The organism is Pseudomonas sp. GW821-FHT07G10, assembly GCF_059418545.1.
On sequence record NZ_JBWKQB010000018.1, the window covers coordinates 25,011 to 39,782 of the forward strand.

The following is a 14,772-nucleotide window of genomic DNA, read 5'->3' on the forward strand; positions in this document are numbered from 1 at the left end:
CTGGTGAAGGCCTGCACGGCAATGCCGGACAGCAACGAGAAAGACCGCAAACGACCAATGTCGCCGGGAAAAAACTGGATTGTGCTCGATGTGGAGCCAAATGCCACAGGTTTCAAGGCAAACGCCCTACATCCCCACAACCCCCTTGATGTTGCAATTTGACTAACGGTCGAGAAATAAACCGAAAAACTTGCCTTAAAAGCCCAATCGCCTGTCGCAGCGATCGGTGATGGCCTCTATACTAGCTCCCCGTTTGTGCACCGCTCTAGTGCATTCGGCTGGAGCGCTACACGTCCCTCCACACTCCATTCAGAGCCGCCGTAATAATGAGCCTGTTCTCCGCTGTCGAAATGGCACCACGCGATCCAATCCTGGGCCTCAACGAAGCATTCAACGCCGACACCCGCACTGACAAGGTCAACCTGGGGGTTGGTGTTTACTGCAACGAGGAGGGGCGAATTCCACTCCTGCGAGCCGTTGTCGAAGCCGAGACGATTCGCGCCGCTGAACATGCTTCCCGTGGCTACCTGCCGATCGACGGCATTGCCGCCTACGACCAGGCCGTGCAAAAGCTGCTGTTCGGTAAAGACTCGCCACTGCTCGCGGCTGGCCGGGTCGTCACCACCCAGTCCGTCGGCGGTACCGGCGCGCTGAAAATCGGTGCTGACTTCCTCAAGCAACTGCTGCCCAACGCCGTCGTCGCCATCAGCGACCCAAGCTGGGAAAACCACCGCGCGCTGTTCGAAACCGCCGGTTTCCCGGTTCAGAACTATCGCTACTACGACGCCGCGACTCACGACGTAAACCGCACTGGCCTGCTGGAAGACCTGAACGCCCTGCCAGCCGGCTCGATCGTTGTGCTGCACGCTTGCTGCCACAACCCGACTGGCGTCGACTTGAGCCCGGCTGACTGGAAAAACGTTCTGGACGTGGTCAAGGCGAAAAACCTCGTACCGTTCCTCGACATGGCCTACCAGGGCTTTGGCGACGGCATCGACGAAGACGCCGCTGCTGTGCGCCTGTTCGCCGAGTCGGGCCTGAACTTCTTCGTTTCCAGCTCGTTCTCCAAGTCGTTCTCGCTGTACGGCGAGCGTGTTGGCGCGCTGTCGATCGTCAGCGAATCGAAAGAAGAAAGCGCGCGCGTACTGTCGCAAGTCAAACGCGTGATCCGCACCAACTACTCCAACCCGCCGACCCACGGTGCAGCCATTGTTGCCGCCGTACTGAACAGCCCTGAGCTGCGCGCCCAGTGGGAACAGGAACTGGCCGAGATGCGTCTGCGCATTCGCGGCATGCGCACGCAGATGGTCGATCTGCTGGCGAAAAACGCGCCTGACCGCGACTTCAGCTTCGTCGGTCGTCAGTGTGGCATGTTCTCTTACTCCGGCCTGACCGTTGAGCAGGTTACCCGCCTGCGCACCGAGTTCGGCATCTATGCACTGGACACCGGCCGCATCTGCGTCGCCGCGCTGAACCAGAGCAATATCGATGTGGTGACCAAGGCCATCGTTCAGGTGATCTAAGCCACACGCGCGACAGAAAAGGGGAAGCCGTTTGGCTTCCCCTTTTCGTTGCTGCCCAGAAAATCAACAGCGTGGCGCACATGCACTCTAGACTGATGGTCTAGCGCCCTGCCTATTCGAGATATCTTATGAAAAACGATGATTTACGCGCTGACCGCGATGAAGACCTGGATCACTTCGTGCCGCGCAACCAGACCAAACGCAGCAGCGGACTGGTGTGGCAGGTTGCCTTGGGCGTGTTTCTCGGTGGCCTGGCCCTGTGGCTGGTGCAACTGGCTGCCACCTCGCTGTACGCCAAGTTCATGCTCGGCACCTTTACCTTCGGCGGATAAGGTCGATCAGCCCGCCAGTTCGGTCGAACGCTGACTGGCGGCGTCGTCAAAGGCCACATACAGCGATTCGGCGACCTGGCTTTTGATCGCCTTGGTGCTTTCCAGCCCCAGCACAAACCCTTCGGCCTTGCCGCCAGCACGGTTCAGTTCATCAGCGGTGCTCGCCTGAGTGATCGCATCAAAGAGCTTCTCGGCATGCGGCCCGACGCCTTTGGGCAGGCTGATCTGAGCGATGCTCATACGAACACCTCGCGCAGCAGGGAAGCAGTGAACTGTGATGAGTGAGTCATGACACGTACCTTTTCGGCTGAGGGCCGGTAGCGCGTGAAACCACTTCCGGGGGGCCATGGTAGACCCCTGCCACGATTCTGGTAACCGCCAATGGCTGACAACACCCTTCTCGCCCCGGAATCATCACCGCCCAACGGAAAATGTTTCACTTGAGCAATCCAGGCTTGACTTGTCCTTTTTAATCAGTAACATACGGCGCATTCCGCGATAGCTCAGTTGGTAGAGCAAGTGACTGTTAATCACTGGGTCCCTGGTTCGAGTCCAGGTCGTGGAGCCATACTAGGTTCCAGAGAAGGCTTCAAAAATCTCTGAAACTCCCGAAAAACCCGCCTTCTTTTGGCGGGTTTTTTCGTTTTCGGCAACTACCTCATCGTTGGCCTCGCCGATGCGCGCCGCAAGCGCCAGGAGGTCAAGCGACCGCACGGTCGACAGCCATATCCGTAATCTGCGGCGCAAGCTCGAACAGGCCTGCCTGGGGGAGAACCCCAATCGAGTCGTTGTATGGCGTGGGTTATCGGTTTCAGCTCGCCGACGACTAATGCGTCATCGTGACTTACGTGCACACGTAGTCGACCTGATGCCGCGCGATGCGAGAATTCCCCAACTCGCCCCTCACCCGCAAATGCTCAGGGTGGGAGGCATAGGCATCCAGAGCTTCCTGCGAATCAAACTCGCTGTAGAGCACCACGTCGCAGGCATAGTCGATTCGACTCAAATCCACGCCGACCTCAATCTTCAGAAGTCCAGGTATCAGTCCGGCGAGCCCTTCAAAACGTTCCTTGAGGAACAGGCAAGCTTGCCTGTGCTGTTCAGGCGTTTCACCCTCCAGGTTCCACATCACAATGTGTTTGATCATCGCTGTCTCCCTGCGGCGCCAGTCATGCCTGCCATATCAACCCTTGCTCTTCTGATATACGTCCACGAATACCGCCGCCAGCAACACAGCGCCTTTGATCATCTGTTGGTAGTCGATGCCAATACCCATAATCGACATGCCGTTGTTCAGCACACCCATGATGAAAGCGCCGATCACCACGCCGACCACCTTGCCAACTCCGCCGGATGCCGAGGCGCCACCGATGAACACCGCAGCGATAACATCCAGCTCGAACCCGGTACCACCCCGCGGTGTCGCGCTGTTAAGGCGAGCGACGAAAATCAGCCCTGCCACCGCCGCCAGCACGCCCATGTTGACGAAGGCGAAGAAGGTCACCCGCGAGGTGTTGATCCCCGACAGCTTGGCGGCCTTGAGATTGCCACCCACCGCGTAGATCCAGCGGCCGATCACGGTGCGGTTCATGATGAAGGTGTACACGCCGATCAACACACTCATGATCACCAGCACCGTGGGGATGCCGCGGTATGTCGAGAGCAGGTAGCAGAAGTACACGATGAGTGCCGTGATCACGCCATTCTTCAGCGCGAACAGGGTCATAGGGGCGACATTGCCGCCGCTCTTGAGGGTGCGTTTGCGACTGCGATACTCGACCACCCAGAACGCTGCTGCGACGGCAATCCCCAGCAGCAACGAGGTAATGCGCAGGTTTTCGTTGGCAAAGACATCCGGGATGAAGCCCGAACTGATCGCCGAAAAGGCTGGCGGAAACGGCCCGATCGACTGCCCTTGGGAGATCGCGATGGTCGCGCCACGAAAGATCAACATGCCAGCCAGGGTGACAATGAACGACGGCATGCCCCACACCGCCACCCAGTAACCCTGCGCCGCGCCAATCAGCGCACCCGCCGCCAGGCAGATCACCGTTACGGTGAAGAAATCCAATCGATACTGGACCATCAGCACGGCGGCCAGCGCGCCGATCACGCCGACTACCGAACCGACCGAGAGGTCGATGTGGCCGCAGACGATCACCATCAGCATGCCCAACGCCATGACCACGATGTAGCTGTTCTGCAACAACAGGTTGGTGAGGTTGAGCGGCTGCATCAGCGCCCCGCCGGTAGCCACCTGGAAGAACACCATGATGACGATCAACGATGCCAGCAGACCGTATTCGCGCGCGCCGCGCTTGAATGACGTGAGCGCCGTTGGTTTGGATGTGAGAGGTATGCTTACTTCGCTCACTGGATCACCTCATTTTTCATGATTGCGTGCATGATTTTTTCCTGCGATGCCTCTGCGATCGGAAACTCGCCGACAAAGCGCCCTTCATTCATCACATAGATTCGGTCACAGGTACCCAGCAGCTCAGGCATTTCCGAGGAAATCATGACGACGCCCCTGCCCTCGCTGACTACCTGATTGACCACCGCGTAAATCTCGTACTTGGCACCGACGTCGATGCCGCGGGTGGGCTCGTCCAGGATCAATACCTTGGGATCGGAAAACAGCCATTTAGCCAACACGACCTTTTGCTGGTTACCCCCCGAGAGCTTGTCCACCGTCTGCAAAACGTCTGGGCTGCGAATGCGCAGGCGCGCCTGGAAATCGACCGCCACCGCGGTCTCGGCCAGTTCGTTCATCACCCAGCGTTTGGACACGGCAGCCAGGTTGGCCATGCTGGTATTGCGGGTGATGCTTTCACCCAGTACCAGACCGGCGCCCTTGCGGTCTTCGGTGGCGTATGCCAAACCTTGATCGATGGCCTTGCGGACGGTGCCAAGGTCCACTTCACGCCCTTCGAGACGAGCCTTGCCGCGGATGTTCGAGCCATAGGAGCAGCCAAATACACTCATGGCGAATTCGGTACGGCCAGCGCCCATCAGCCCGGCAATGCCCACCACTTCGCCGCGACGCACGTGGAAATTGATGTTGCGGATGCGGTCGCGCCCGGGGTGCTCCGGGTCGCCGACCGACCAGCCTTCGACCTCGAACAGCGTTTCGCCAATGTCAGGAACGCGCTTCGGATAGCGGTCCGACAGTTCGCGGCCGACCATGGAGCGGATCACCCGGCCTTCATCGATAGGCTCGGCGCGGCAGTCGATGACGTCGACGGTACTGCCATCACGGATCACGGTGATCTCGTCCGCTACCCGCCCAATCTCATTGAGCTTGTGCGAGATGATGATCGAAGTGATGCCACGCCCTTTGAGCTCGAGCATCAGCTTGAGCAAGGTGTCGCTGTCTTTTTCGTTGAGGCTCGCGGTCGGCTCGTCAAGAATCAGCAGGCGTACGTCCTTGGCCAGCGCCTTGGCGATTTCCACCATCTGCTGCTGGCCGATACCAAGGTTGCCCACCAGGGTCTGCGGCCGGGCATCGAGGCCGACCCGCGCGAGTAACTCGCGGGCCCGCTGGTGCGCTTCATCCCAGTCGATCACGCCATGACGCGCGATCTCGTTACCGAGGAACAGGTTCTCGGTTATCGACAGCATTGGCACCAGGGCCAATTCCTGGTGAATGATGCAGATGCCCAGCGCCTCACTGTCGCGCAAACCCTGGAAAGTTCGTGGCGCGCCATCGAAGACAATTTCACCGCTGAAGGTGCCATGCGGATAGACGCCGCTGAGGATCTTCATCAGGGTCGATTTGCCAGCGCCATTCTCACCGCAGATCGCATGGATTTCGCCATCGCCGACCTTGAGGTTGACCCGGCTTAGCGCCTTCACCGGGCCGAAGCATTTCTGGATATCACGCATATCGAGAATTGTTTTTGTCATTTTTCTTCTCTCCTGCCAGCACGCACCGATCGAGGGTTGCCTCAGCGCAACTGCTCCGGGGTGTAGAACCTGGTGTCATCGACGAGGACTTTCTGCCAGTTGTTGCCATCGACCAGTTGTGGGGTCAGCAACTGGGTCGGCACGATCATGGTGCCGTTGTCATAGGACGTGGTGTCGTTGACCACGACTGTCTTGCCCGTCAAGGTCGCGTCCATCATCTGCGCGGCGGCTCCGGCGAGGGCGCGGGTGTCCTTGAAAATGGTGGAGGTCTGGTCGCCGCGAATGATCGACTTGATGCTGGAAATCTCGGCATCCTGGCCGGTCACGATCGGCATTGCCTGCTTGCCCGTGCCATAGCCCACACCCCGCAATGAAGACACCACGCCATTGGCGATCTGATCGTTCATGGCCAGTACCGCGTCCAGGTGGGCGGTGCCGTAGAAAGCGCTGAGCAGGTTATCCATGCGCGCCTGGGCCTGGGCACCGTCCCAGTTGGGCGTGGCCACTTTGTCCAGGTCCTGCTGGCCGCTGCGAATAACCAACTTGCCGCTGTCGATGTAGGGCTTGAGCTGCGACATCACCCCCGCGTACACCACATGGGCATTGTTGTCGTCCGTGGAGCCGGCGAAGATTTCCAGGTTGAACGGACCTTTGCCCTGTTTGAGCTGCAGCTTGTCGACGATGGACTGTCCCTGCAGCACCCCGGTGCGGTAGTTGTCGAAGGTGACGTAGTAGTCGAAGTCTTTGGTGTTGCGGATCAGGCGATCATAGGAAATGACCTTGATACCTTTTTCCTTGGCCTGCTTGAGCACATCGGCCATGGTCGTGCCATCGATGGGCGCAACGATCAGGCCCTTGATGCCCTTGACCATCATGTTTTCGATTTGCGACAGCTGGGTCGGCGCTTCGTACTGGGCATACTGCAGGTCGGTGTCGTAACCGAGTTTCTTCAACGAGTCGACGATGCTGCTACCGTCTGAAACCCAGCGCGCTTCGGTTTTCGAGGGCATGGCAACGCCAATGGTGCCCTTGGTGCCGGTTTCGCTTTTCGAGCAGGCACTGACGGCCAGGCCCAACAATACTGCCGCGGCAACCTTGATGATCTTGTGCATAGTGTCCTCTTCTTTTTGTTGTTGGCATTTCTCGGGGATGCAACTCCCCTTCCGGCTCTGTTTACAGAGCCGGCGGGGTCATTTCGCCTATGGAGCTTTTGTCTAAAGAGCTACATGTAGCTATTTAGCCAGGTTGACTTCCTGGCCATTCAACTCAGCGGACTCGAACAGTGCTTCGAGTATCACGTTGATGTTATGCGCCTGGCTGGCTGGCACCGTCGAAGGACTGCCGGTGCGTAACGACTGGACGAAGGCAGCGGCTTCACGATCGAAATACACCGGGTTACCGATCTCGGCAATTTCCGGGGAATAGACGGTTTTACGCACCGCCCAGATCTCCGGAAAACTGTTCTCGTTCCAGTGCGTCCAGCCTTGCTGATGGCCGTTCTTGCCATCGTGGTAAAGCTTGTACGACGCAGGCATCGGCGTGGAATGCATCACCCCGTGGGTTCCGTAGGCGGTAATGTCCCAGCTCTCGGTCCAGGGCATGGGGTCCCAGGACATGAAATCGATGGTGATCAATTTGTCATCGTAGTTGAGCACCGCGCCCACCGCGTCCTCGCGCGCCGAATCGCTCATCTGCCCGGCGAACTTGGTAATCCGCGCATTGACCGATTTGGGCATGCCGAAGTGCAGCAGCAAACGGTCGATGGTGTGGCAGCCGATCACATAAAAGGCACCGCCACGGTCACCCGGTTGCTTCATGTGGTTGGTGTCGGCCTCGTCGTGAGAGCAGCCAGCGTGCGCGCGAACCTGCAGCACTTTGCCGATTTCACCGCTCTGCAGAACCTGCTGCATTTTTTCCACCGACGGCGCGTAGCGCCAGCAGTAGCCGACCTGGAACAACCCGCCGGTGCGCTCGACCGCGTCGACGATGCGACTGGTGTCGATGGTGCCGCGGCCCGCCGGTTTTTCGCAGAGAACAGCCTTGCCGGCCTCCAGCGCTTCGATGGCCCAATCAGCCATCAGGTAGCTCTTGGGGTGCACCAGCACCACATGCACGTTCGGGTCAGCGAGGATTTCTTCCTTGCTGCGTGCCTGCAAGTCCAGCGCATCGCAGAACGGTGCTAGCAGAGGGCTGTCGTCATAGGCGCCAAGAAACTGCACGCCGGGTATGCGCTTGAAGGCTTTGACGCGGCCCGACGTGTGTGGGTGGGTAATCCCCAGGCAGGCCACACCAATAGTGGCGCCACTCTCAAGCTTGTAAGACATGATGTTCTCCAGGTGTTCTTGTCCGAGATAGCCAATGACCGTTCAGGCCTCAGAGCCTGACCGCGCGCCCGGTCTTGACCGATTCGACCGCAGCATCGGCCAGCTGCAGGGCCTTGAGGCCATCCTGCACGGTGGTCGGCATCGGAGTGCCCTTCACCAGCGCTTCGATATAGGCATCGAGTTCGGCTTTGTAGGCTTGCTGATAACGCTCAAGGAAGAAGTTCAGCAGCGGTTCGCGCGCATCGGTGACGTCCTGATTCCAGCGACGGATGGTCGTCGGACGCAGGTTATCCATCTGCAGCATGCCTTTGGAGCCAAACACTTCGATGCGCTGGTCGTAGCCATAGACCGCCTGGCGGCAGTTGTTGATATGGCACTGCTTGCCCGACGCCGTTTGCATCTGCACCATCGCGGTGTCGTAGTCGTCGTACTTTTCCATCATCTGCGGATCGATCAGGCGGCTGCCGATGGCGGTCAGCTCGACGGGTTCCTCGCCCAACAACCAGCGGCCGATGTCCAGGTCGTGGATGGTCATGTCGCGGAAGATACCGCCCGAATGCTGGATGTAGTCTTCAGGCGCCAGACCAGGATCGCGGCTGCTGATGATCACCTGGCGCACTTCGCCGATATCGCCGGCGTCGATGGCCGCGCGCATTTCGGCGAACGTGGACTCGAAGCGGCGGTTGAACGCCAGCATGACCCGCCCATTGAGGCGCTCCACCTCCTCCACCGCAGCCAGGCTCTTGGCCATGTCCAGGTCGATCGGCTTCTCGCACAGCACCGCTTTGCCCTGGCGCACAGCACGCAACATCAAGCTGATATGGGTGTGGGTCGGGGTGCCGATAACGATGGCCTGGACATCGTCGCGATCGATGGCCGCTTCGCAGTCGAGCATGGCTTCGGTGCCGAATGCATCGGCCAGGCTCTGAGCGGCATCGGCGAAAGGATCCGCCACGACTACCAGCTTGGCGAACTTGCTTGCAGCGACATTGGCTGCGTGGATCTTGCCGATACGACCGGCGCCGAGAACTGCGATACCTACCATTTTTTATCTCCTGGAAACGCTATTGTTCGTTGTTGTAGACGAGCAAAACTTCAATGGGCTTTAACGCATCAATTCGGGAACTTGATCCCTTCGAATTGCGCAATGGTTGTGTCAAAGGCTTTCTTCGCCGCCACTTCCAGCGGCAGCTTGCGCAGCTCAGCGGAGATCAGTTCGACTCCCCAAGGCCCGTTGTAGCCAACATTGACCACTTGCTGAATAAAGTCCGGCACGTCGAGTTGGCCTTCGCCGCAGCATTTACGGTGGTGCGTGGAGTCGTTGAACAGCGTTTCGACGATAGCGTGGTTGGCATCATCCAACTCGATGGACTTGATCAGCTCCAGCGGAATCTTGGCGATTTCGTCGAAGCTCATACCGCCCCGTGCAACGTGCCAGGTGTCGACCAACAGGCCGCCGTTGGGGCGTACGCCCTCGGCCACCGCTATGGCGAGATCGATGGTGCGCACGCTGGAAAACGGCAGGAACTCGATCACCACATTGACGCCGAAGGGCTGGGCCCGGTCGCACAACAGGGCAAAGGTTTCACGCATGCGCGGTACGTCGGGCGGCCCATCTTCGAACAGGCCGGCGGCGACTTTGAGGCTACGCGCACCGAGTTCGCCGGCGACTTCCAGTAGTTCGTCGCGGATCTTGTCCGAAGCCGCGCGGCGTGCCCCGTCCAGGTGCCAGTCAGTCAGGAACTCGACTTCCAGGTGCTTGATACCATTGTCCTGGAGGATATTGCGCACCGTAGAGATGCCCAGCTTGGCGACGTTGTGCACAAGGTCGGCGTGCACCAGGCCCATGCCTTTCCAGCCGGCTTTCGAGGCGGCTTGTGCACGGTCCTGCAAGGAAAACGGACTGATCTCGCTGGGTGCGCCGGGGTACGTATCGCCAGCGAGGGTCCAATAAGCGGCAAGCAGTTCAATATTGTTATTTGGCATGACGATCACTTTTGAGTGAGTGGTTTGAGGACGGTCGCTAACAGCTTTCGTTTAATCAGACCGGGGTCAGGACGAAGTCCCAATTGACCGCCAGGAACGGCACGGGCAAGTCGTAACGTTCGGCGACTGCCGGATCGCTTTGAGTCGTGAACTCGGCGATCAACTCTTTCTTCACGCCAAACACGGTGTCCTCGTGCAAATACTGGCAGTCGGGCGTGAAGATATGCGTGATGACCTGGTCGTAACCGTTGGCGGTGACGATGAAATGCAGATGCGCTGCGCGGTTCGGGTGCCGGCCCAGATCACCCAACAACTTGCCTACTGGACCGTCGGCAGGGATCGGGTAATGGCGCGGCTTGACGGTGCGGAACGCGTAGTAGCCATCGGCATCGGTGGTGAACAGCCCGCGCAGGTTGTAGTCCGGTTGCACACCTTTCTGCTGCACGTCGTAGAAGCCATCGTCGTTGGTCTGCCAGATATCCAGGGTGGCGCCGGCAATCGGCCGGCCGGCCGTATCCAGCACCCGTCCGCTGACAAGCGTCGGTTCGCCCTTGCCGTCCAGGCAGATGTTCGCGCCGTTTTCGTAGTGCGGCGCATTGGCCACATAGAACGGGCCGAGAATGGTATTGGGCGTGGCACCCTTTGGCCGGCGATGGTTGATCGCATCGATCAACATGGTCGCACCCAGCACGTCCGACAGCAGGATGTATTCCTGACGCCAGTCGGTGCACATTTGTCCGGTCTGAGTCAGGAACTCGATGGCCTTGAACCACTCATCGTGAGTCGGCTCGATTTCCTTGATGGCTGCATGCAAATGCCGGGTCAATACCGCCATGACTTCTGCCAGGCGCGGGTTGGCCTCGGCAGAGATTCGGGCATTGACGATTTCGGCGGAATTTTCCTCTTCGAAAAGGCCGCCAATGGCGATGTCGGTGTCCAGGTGAGCAGTCATGATTCGAGATCCTTGATCGTTATTCTTGAAGGCCGGCCGGCTTTTAAGGTTGGGCGCCGGCATGCGCAATAGCAGTTCTCAATACGCTTTAACGTCGACAGCGCGCCATTTACGCCCGCTGAAACGCTGCTTCATCTGCTGTTCGATTTCTTCAAGGGTCAGGCCCTTGGTTTCTGGCAACCACAAGGTGCAGAAGATGATCGAGCCGATGTTCACCACGGCGAACAGGAAGAAGGTCATGCCGCCCATCACACTCAGCAGGACCGGGAAGACGAAGGCGACGATGGCATTGAAAATCCAGAATACGCTCACTGAAATGCCATTCATCAAGCCCCGGGCGTGAGTCGGAAACAGCTCCGACATCAAGAGCCAATACACCGGGCCGATGCACATTTGCATGAAGAACAGGAACACCAGCACGCCGGACAACGCCAGGTAACTTTGCAGGAGCGAATGCGGCATGAAGTTGAGCACGACACCAAGGAAGATTTGTGCCAGCACCACGACGCTCAGCCCCAGCAGCAGCATCGAGCGACGGCCCATGCGGTTGATCACCCACATACCGATCAAGGTGGCAATCACCGAAACCACGCCATTGCCGATCGTTGCGATCAGTGCGGCATTAGTACCCATCCCAGTCTCTTTGAGAATCATCGGCGTGTAGTACATGAACGCATTGACACCGGTGAACTGGATAACGAAACCCAGGCCGATACCAATGGCGAGGAGCTTGAGCAGCCAGGGTTCATTGAGCTTGCCGAGCACGCCGGTGTGGTGCCGTTCAACGTTGCACTGGGCAATGATTTCCTTCAGCTCGCGGTCCGCCTCGCGCTGGGTATCACGGATACCGGCCAAGGTCGTTTTGGCTTCGGCAATACGACCTTTGCTAACCAGCCAACGTGGCGAGGTGGGCACAAAATGCATTCCAACGTACAGCAGCACCGCCGGGATCAGCGCAATGGCCAGCATGTAGCGCCAGATGTACGGACTGTCGAACAGGTGCGCCAGGCCGGCGCTGGTGATGTAGGCCAGGCATTGGCCAGAGACAATCATCAACTCGCTCTGGCACACCAGCCGACCACGGTGTCTGGGTGCCGCCAACTCAGCGATCAGCACCGGCACGGTGGATGACGCACCGCCGACGGCGATCCCCAGAATGAAACGGGTAACGACCATGGTCCATATATCAGGTGCTATGGCGGTACCCAGCGCACCCAATGCAAACAATATGGCCAAGGCCTTGAGCACACCGAGGCGACCATAGCGGTCGGATAATTGACCCGCGAACAAAGCGCCGAAAGCGCCACCAAAAATCAGCGAGGAAGCCACCAGCCCTTCCGTCATGGGCGTCAGGCCAAGCCCACCTTGGCTGACATCAAGCGTCATGAACGGCAGCGCCCCGGAGATCACTCCGGTGTCGTAACCAAATCCCAGCGACCCCATGGTGGTGATGGCTGCGATACGCCAAAGAATCTTTGACGAAGCACTGGAGGCATTTTGATTGTTGGACATGAGGTCAACCTTATTGAAATTATTTGTACGCTCAGTGGATTTGAGACTACTGCCATTGAAACGGAAAAAAAATGCCTCTACGGCAAATGTGTTTTCCGCTAAGTGGAAAACTGCAGGCGGCCGCGATACCCGACACGAAGGGTCGGCAAAGGGTTTAGGGGTGGCATTGAATAATCGGAAATCGGCAGGCAATAGCTGGCCGCAACCTTGCACTTGGCAAAGTTTCCGGTGGATTTAACGTTCTTTATGACTCGTGCGGGCGAAAGCAGAGGTCATTAATGTCGCCGTTCAAAGTGCTCTAGCGCGTCCAGTAACGCTCGTACTCATGCTCGGCAAAGTCCGCGAGCAGAAAATCGATGAATACACGCAGCTTGGTCGGCATATAACGACGGCTTTGAAAAGCCATATTAATCGTCAGGCGAGGCAAGTCCCAATCATCCAGCACCGGAATCAAACGCCCCGCCACCAGGTCGGCATTGATGATGTACTTCGGTTGCACCAGGATGCCACCGTTGGCCAAGGCCGCTGCGCGGACAATCTGCCCATCGTTGGTTTCCAGGATAGGGTCGACCTTGACCACGCGTTCTTCATCTCCTTTGGTAAAGCGCATGACCCGCGGCTGATTGGCGTGGCTGTAAAGCAACAGATCATGGCTGGCCAGATCGTCGATGGTCTTGGGCGTGCCCTTTCGCTGCAGATATCCCGGTGAAGCGGCGAGCACCCGACGCGTTTCGGCGAGGCGGCGAATGGTGATATTGGAGTCCGGCTCGTATTCCTTGGTCCTGATCGCCAGATCGATTTCGCTGTCGATAATGTCGTAGTAGCGGTTCTCACCCAGCACTTTGACCGTGATATGCGGGTACTTCTTGCGAAACGCCGGGATCAGCGGCGCGATATGCAGCATGCAGAACGAGATTGAAGAGGTAATCGTCAAAGTGCCAACCGGCTGCACCAGCGATTCGCTGAGCGAAGCCTCGGCTTCCTTCAATTCACCGAGCAGGCTTTTGCAGCTCGCATAGAACTGATGGCCGGAGTTGGTCAGGGCCAGGCGCCGCGTGTTGCGGTCGATCAACCTGACGTTGAGCCGTTGCTCCAATGCCACCAGGTGCCTGCTTGCAGCGGCATTGGATAACCCGAGTATTTCTGCCGCCTTGGTCAAGGTCCCGACTTCTGCCGTGGTAACAAACAGTTCCAGTTCGGTCAGCCGATCCATTCAGTGCTCCGTTTTTATTTTTTCATATATGAAATAAAGAATTTCGCAGGCGGCCTTTTTCAACGCTGTGCGGAACTATAACGTGCAGCGCTATGAGCTGAAAAGAGCGGCCCGAGACGTATCTCGCCAATCACCAAGCGTGCTTGGGCCTAAGAAAATCAAGGAGTCAAGATGCGAAATCTGGACGAAGCGACCATTACACAAGCCGTATTGGCGCGTAATAGCAGCACCACTGATGCGCGCTTGTGCGAGGTAATGACCAGCCTCGTGCAACATCTGCATGCCTTCGCTCGCGACACCAAACTGACGGAAGAGGAATGGCGAAGCGGCATTGATTTTCTCGAACAAGTGGGCAAGGCCTGCTCGTCCAATCGCCAGGAGTTTGTGCTGCTGTCACACACGCTGGGGCTGTCGACCCTGGTGCTGGCTCAGAATGACAGGAAGCCGTCGGGTTGCACCGAGGCAACAGCCTTCGACGTGCCAGAGATTCAGAACACCACGGTGTATGACCTGGGCGCCGACATCAGTGCCGGGCTCCACGGCGCCAAAGGGTACATGCGGGGCACCATTCGTGACGCCAAAGGCAATCCGCTGCCGTCCGCTGCCATTCAGGTCAGCCAGGCAGGTGGCGACTTGAATAATCCTGTGGCAAGCGACACCGAGCGTGCCTTGCTACAAGCCGACCAGCTCGGCCGATACTTTTTTTCCACCGTCGTGCCCCAAAGCCACCGCGTACTCCATGACGGTCCAGTTGGCACAATGCTCACCGCGCTCAATCGCCACGCCTGGCGCCCGGCGCACCTGGAGTTCGTGATTGGTGCACCCGGTTACAAACGGTTGGTCACCCACGTTTTCCGCGAAGGTGATCCCTACCTTGATTCCGATGCCGTGTTCGGCGTGCGTTCTTCACTGATCACCCACTGGACTCAACAACCTCCCGGCGAGACTCCGGATGGGACTGTCAGCAGCGATCCCTTTTATACCCTGGAGTTCGATTTCTTCCTGACGAAGGCGTAGTCGTCGA

14 protein-coding genes, 1 tRNA gene and 1 pseudogene are annotated in these 14,772 nt (G+C 58.4%); 5 read left to right on the plus strand and 11 right to left on the minus strand.

From position 1 onward, the window contains the following. Positions 1-326 precede the first annotated feature (326 nt). Positions 327-1,523 (plus strand): amino acid aminotransferase, encoded by a 1,197-nt coding sequence (locus AC07O1_RS19380; RefSeq protein WP_495089789.1) that lies wholly within the window; start codon positions 327-329, stop codon positions 1,521-1,523. Positions 1,524-1,651: 128 nt separating this feature from the next. Further along, positions 1,652-1,855: a hypothetical protein gene (locus AC07O1_RS19385; protein ID WP_123425711.1), complete on the plus strand. Its 204-nt coding sequence runs from the start codon at positions 1,652-1,654 to the stop codon at positions 1,853-1,855. A gap of 6 nt (positions 1,856-1,861) precedes the next feature. On the opposite strand, the gene AC07O1_RS19390 is transcribed toward AC07O1_RS19385, so the two are convergent. Continuing rightward, positions 1,862-2,095 carry a hypothetical protein gene (locus tag AC07O1_RS19390; RefSeq protein WP_495089790.1) on the minus strand — a complete coding sequence of 78 codons (234 nt, stop codon included), beginning with the start codon at positions 2,093-2,095 and terminating at the stop codon, positions 1,862-1,864. 252 nt (positions 2,096-2,347) lie between these two features. On the opposite strand from AC07O1_RS19390, the gene AC07O1_RS19395 reads away from it, so the two are divergent. Next, positions 2,348-2,423 (plus strand) — tRNA-Asn (locus AC07O1_RS19395). A 63-nt stretch (positions 2,424-2,486) separates the two neighbouring features. Next, positions 2,487-2,685 (plus strand): annotated as a pseudogene (locus AC07O1_RS19400) (winged helix-turn-helix domain-containing protein); the annotation flags it as partial. A 14-nt stretch (positions 2,686-2,699) separates the two neighbouring features. On the opposite strand, the gene AC07O1_RS19405 reads toward AC07O1_RS19400, so the two are convergent. From AC07O1_RS19405 to AC07O1_RS19450, 10 genes are all read right to left on the minus strand, one after another. Then, positions 2,700-3,002, minus strand: coding sequence for a Dabb family protein (locus AC07O1_RS19405; protein ID WP_495013198.1), 303 nt, complete (start codon positions 3,000-3,002; stop codon positions 2,700-2,702). A 36-nt stretch (positions 3,003-3,038) separates the two neighbouring features. Then, positions 3,039-4,229 carry a multiple monosaccharide ABC transporter permease gene (mmsB, locus tag AC07O1_RS19410; protein ID WP_495013197.1) on the minus strand — a complete coding sequence of 397 codons (1,191 nt, stop codon included), beginning with the start codon at positions 4,227-4,229 and terminating at the stop codon, positions 3,039-3,041. Then, complete coding sequence (mmsA, locus tag AC07O1_RS19415) at positions 4,226-5,761, minus strand: multiple monosaccharide ABC transporter ATP-binding protein (protein WP_495089791.1); 1,536 nt, start codon at positions 5,759-5,761, stop codon at positions 4,226-4,228. The genes mmsB and mmsA overlap by 4 nt, the downstream gene beginning before the upstream one ends. 41 nt (positions 5,762-5,802) lie before the next feature. Then, a complete protein-coding gene (chvE, locus tag AC07O1_RS19420; protein ID WP_495089792.1) occupies positions 5,803-6,873 on the minus strand; it encodes a multiple monosaccharide ABC transporter substrate-binding protein in 1,071 nt (356 codons plus the stop codon). 120 nt (positions 6,874-6,993) lie between these two features. Continuing rightward, positions 6,994-8,121, minus strand: a complete 1,128-nt coding sequence (locus AC07O1_RS19425; RefSeq protein ID WP_495013206.1) for a Gfo/Idh/MocA family protein — start codon at positions 8,119-8,121, stop codon at positions 6,994-6,996. Positions 8,122-8,134: 13 nt separating this feature from the next. Next, entirely contained in the window at positions 8,135-9,130 is a 996-nt protein-coding gene (iolG, locus tag AC07O1_RS19430; RefSeq protein WP_014337565.1) for an inositol 2-dehydrogenase, read from the minus strand. 68 nt (positions 9,131-9,198) lie between these two features. Continuing rightward, on the minus strand, positions 9,199-10,071 hold the full coding sequence (locus AC07O1_RS19435; protein WP_495089793.1) for a sugar phosphate isomerase/epimerase family protein: 873 nt from the start codon (positions 10,069-10,071) through the stop codon (positions 9,199-9,201). A gap of 55 nt (positions 10,072-10,126) precedes the next feature. Beyond that, positions 10,127-11,023, minus strand: a complete 897-nt coding sequence (locus tag AC07O1_RS19440; protein ID WP_495089794.1) for an intradiol ring-cleavage dioxygenase — start codon at positions 11,021-11,023, stop codon at positions 10,127-10,129. Between the two features lie 78 nt (positions 11,024-11,101). Further along, the gene (locus AC07O1_RS19445) at positions 11,102-12,535 is read right to left on the minus strand and encodes a sugar porter family MFS transporter (RefSeq protein WP_495089795.1); all 1,434 of its coding nucleotides are present in this window, start codon (positions 12,533-12,535) and stop codon (positions 11,102-11,104) included. Positions 12,536-12,833: 298 nt separating this feature from the next. Beyond that, positions 12,834-13,748, minus strand: a complete 915-nt coding sequence (locus tag AC07O1_RS19450; RefSeq protein WP_495013190.1) for a LysR family transcriptional regulator — start codon at positions 13,746-13,748, stop codon at positions 12,834-12,836. Between the two features lie 171 nt (positions 13,749-13,919). On the opposite strand from AC07O1_RS19450, the gene AC07O1_RS19455 reads away from it, so the two are divergent. Beyond that, on the plus strand, positions 13,920-14,765 hold the full coding sequence (locus tag AC07O1_RS19455; RefSeq protein WP_495089796.1) for a dioxygenase: 846 nt from the start codon (positions 13,920-13,922) through the stop codon (positions 14,763-14,765). The last annotated feature ends 7 nt before the right edge of the window (positions 14,766-14,772 follow it).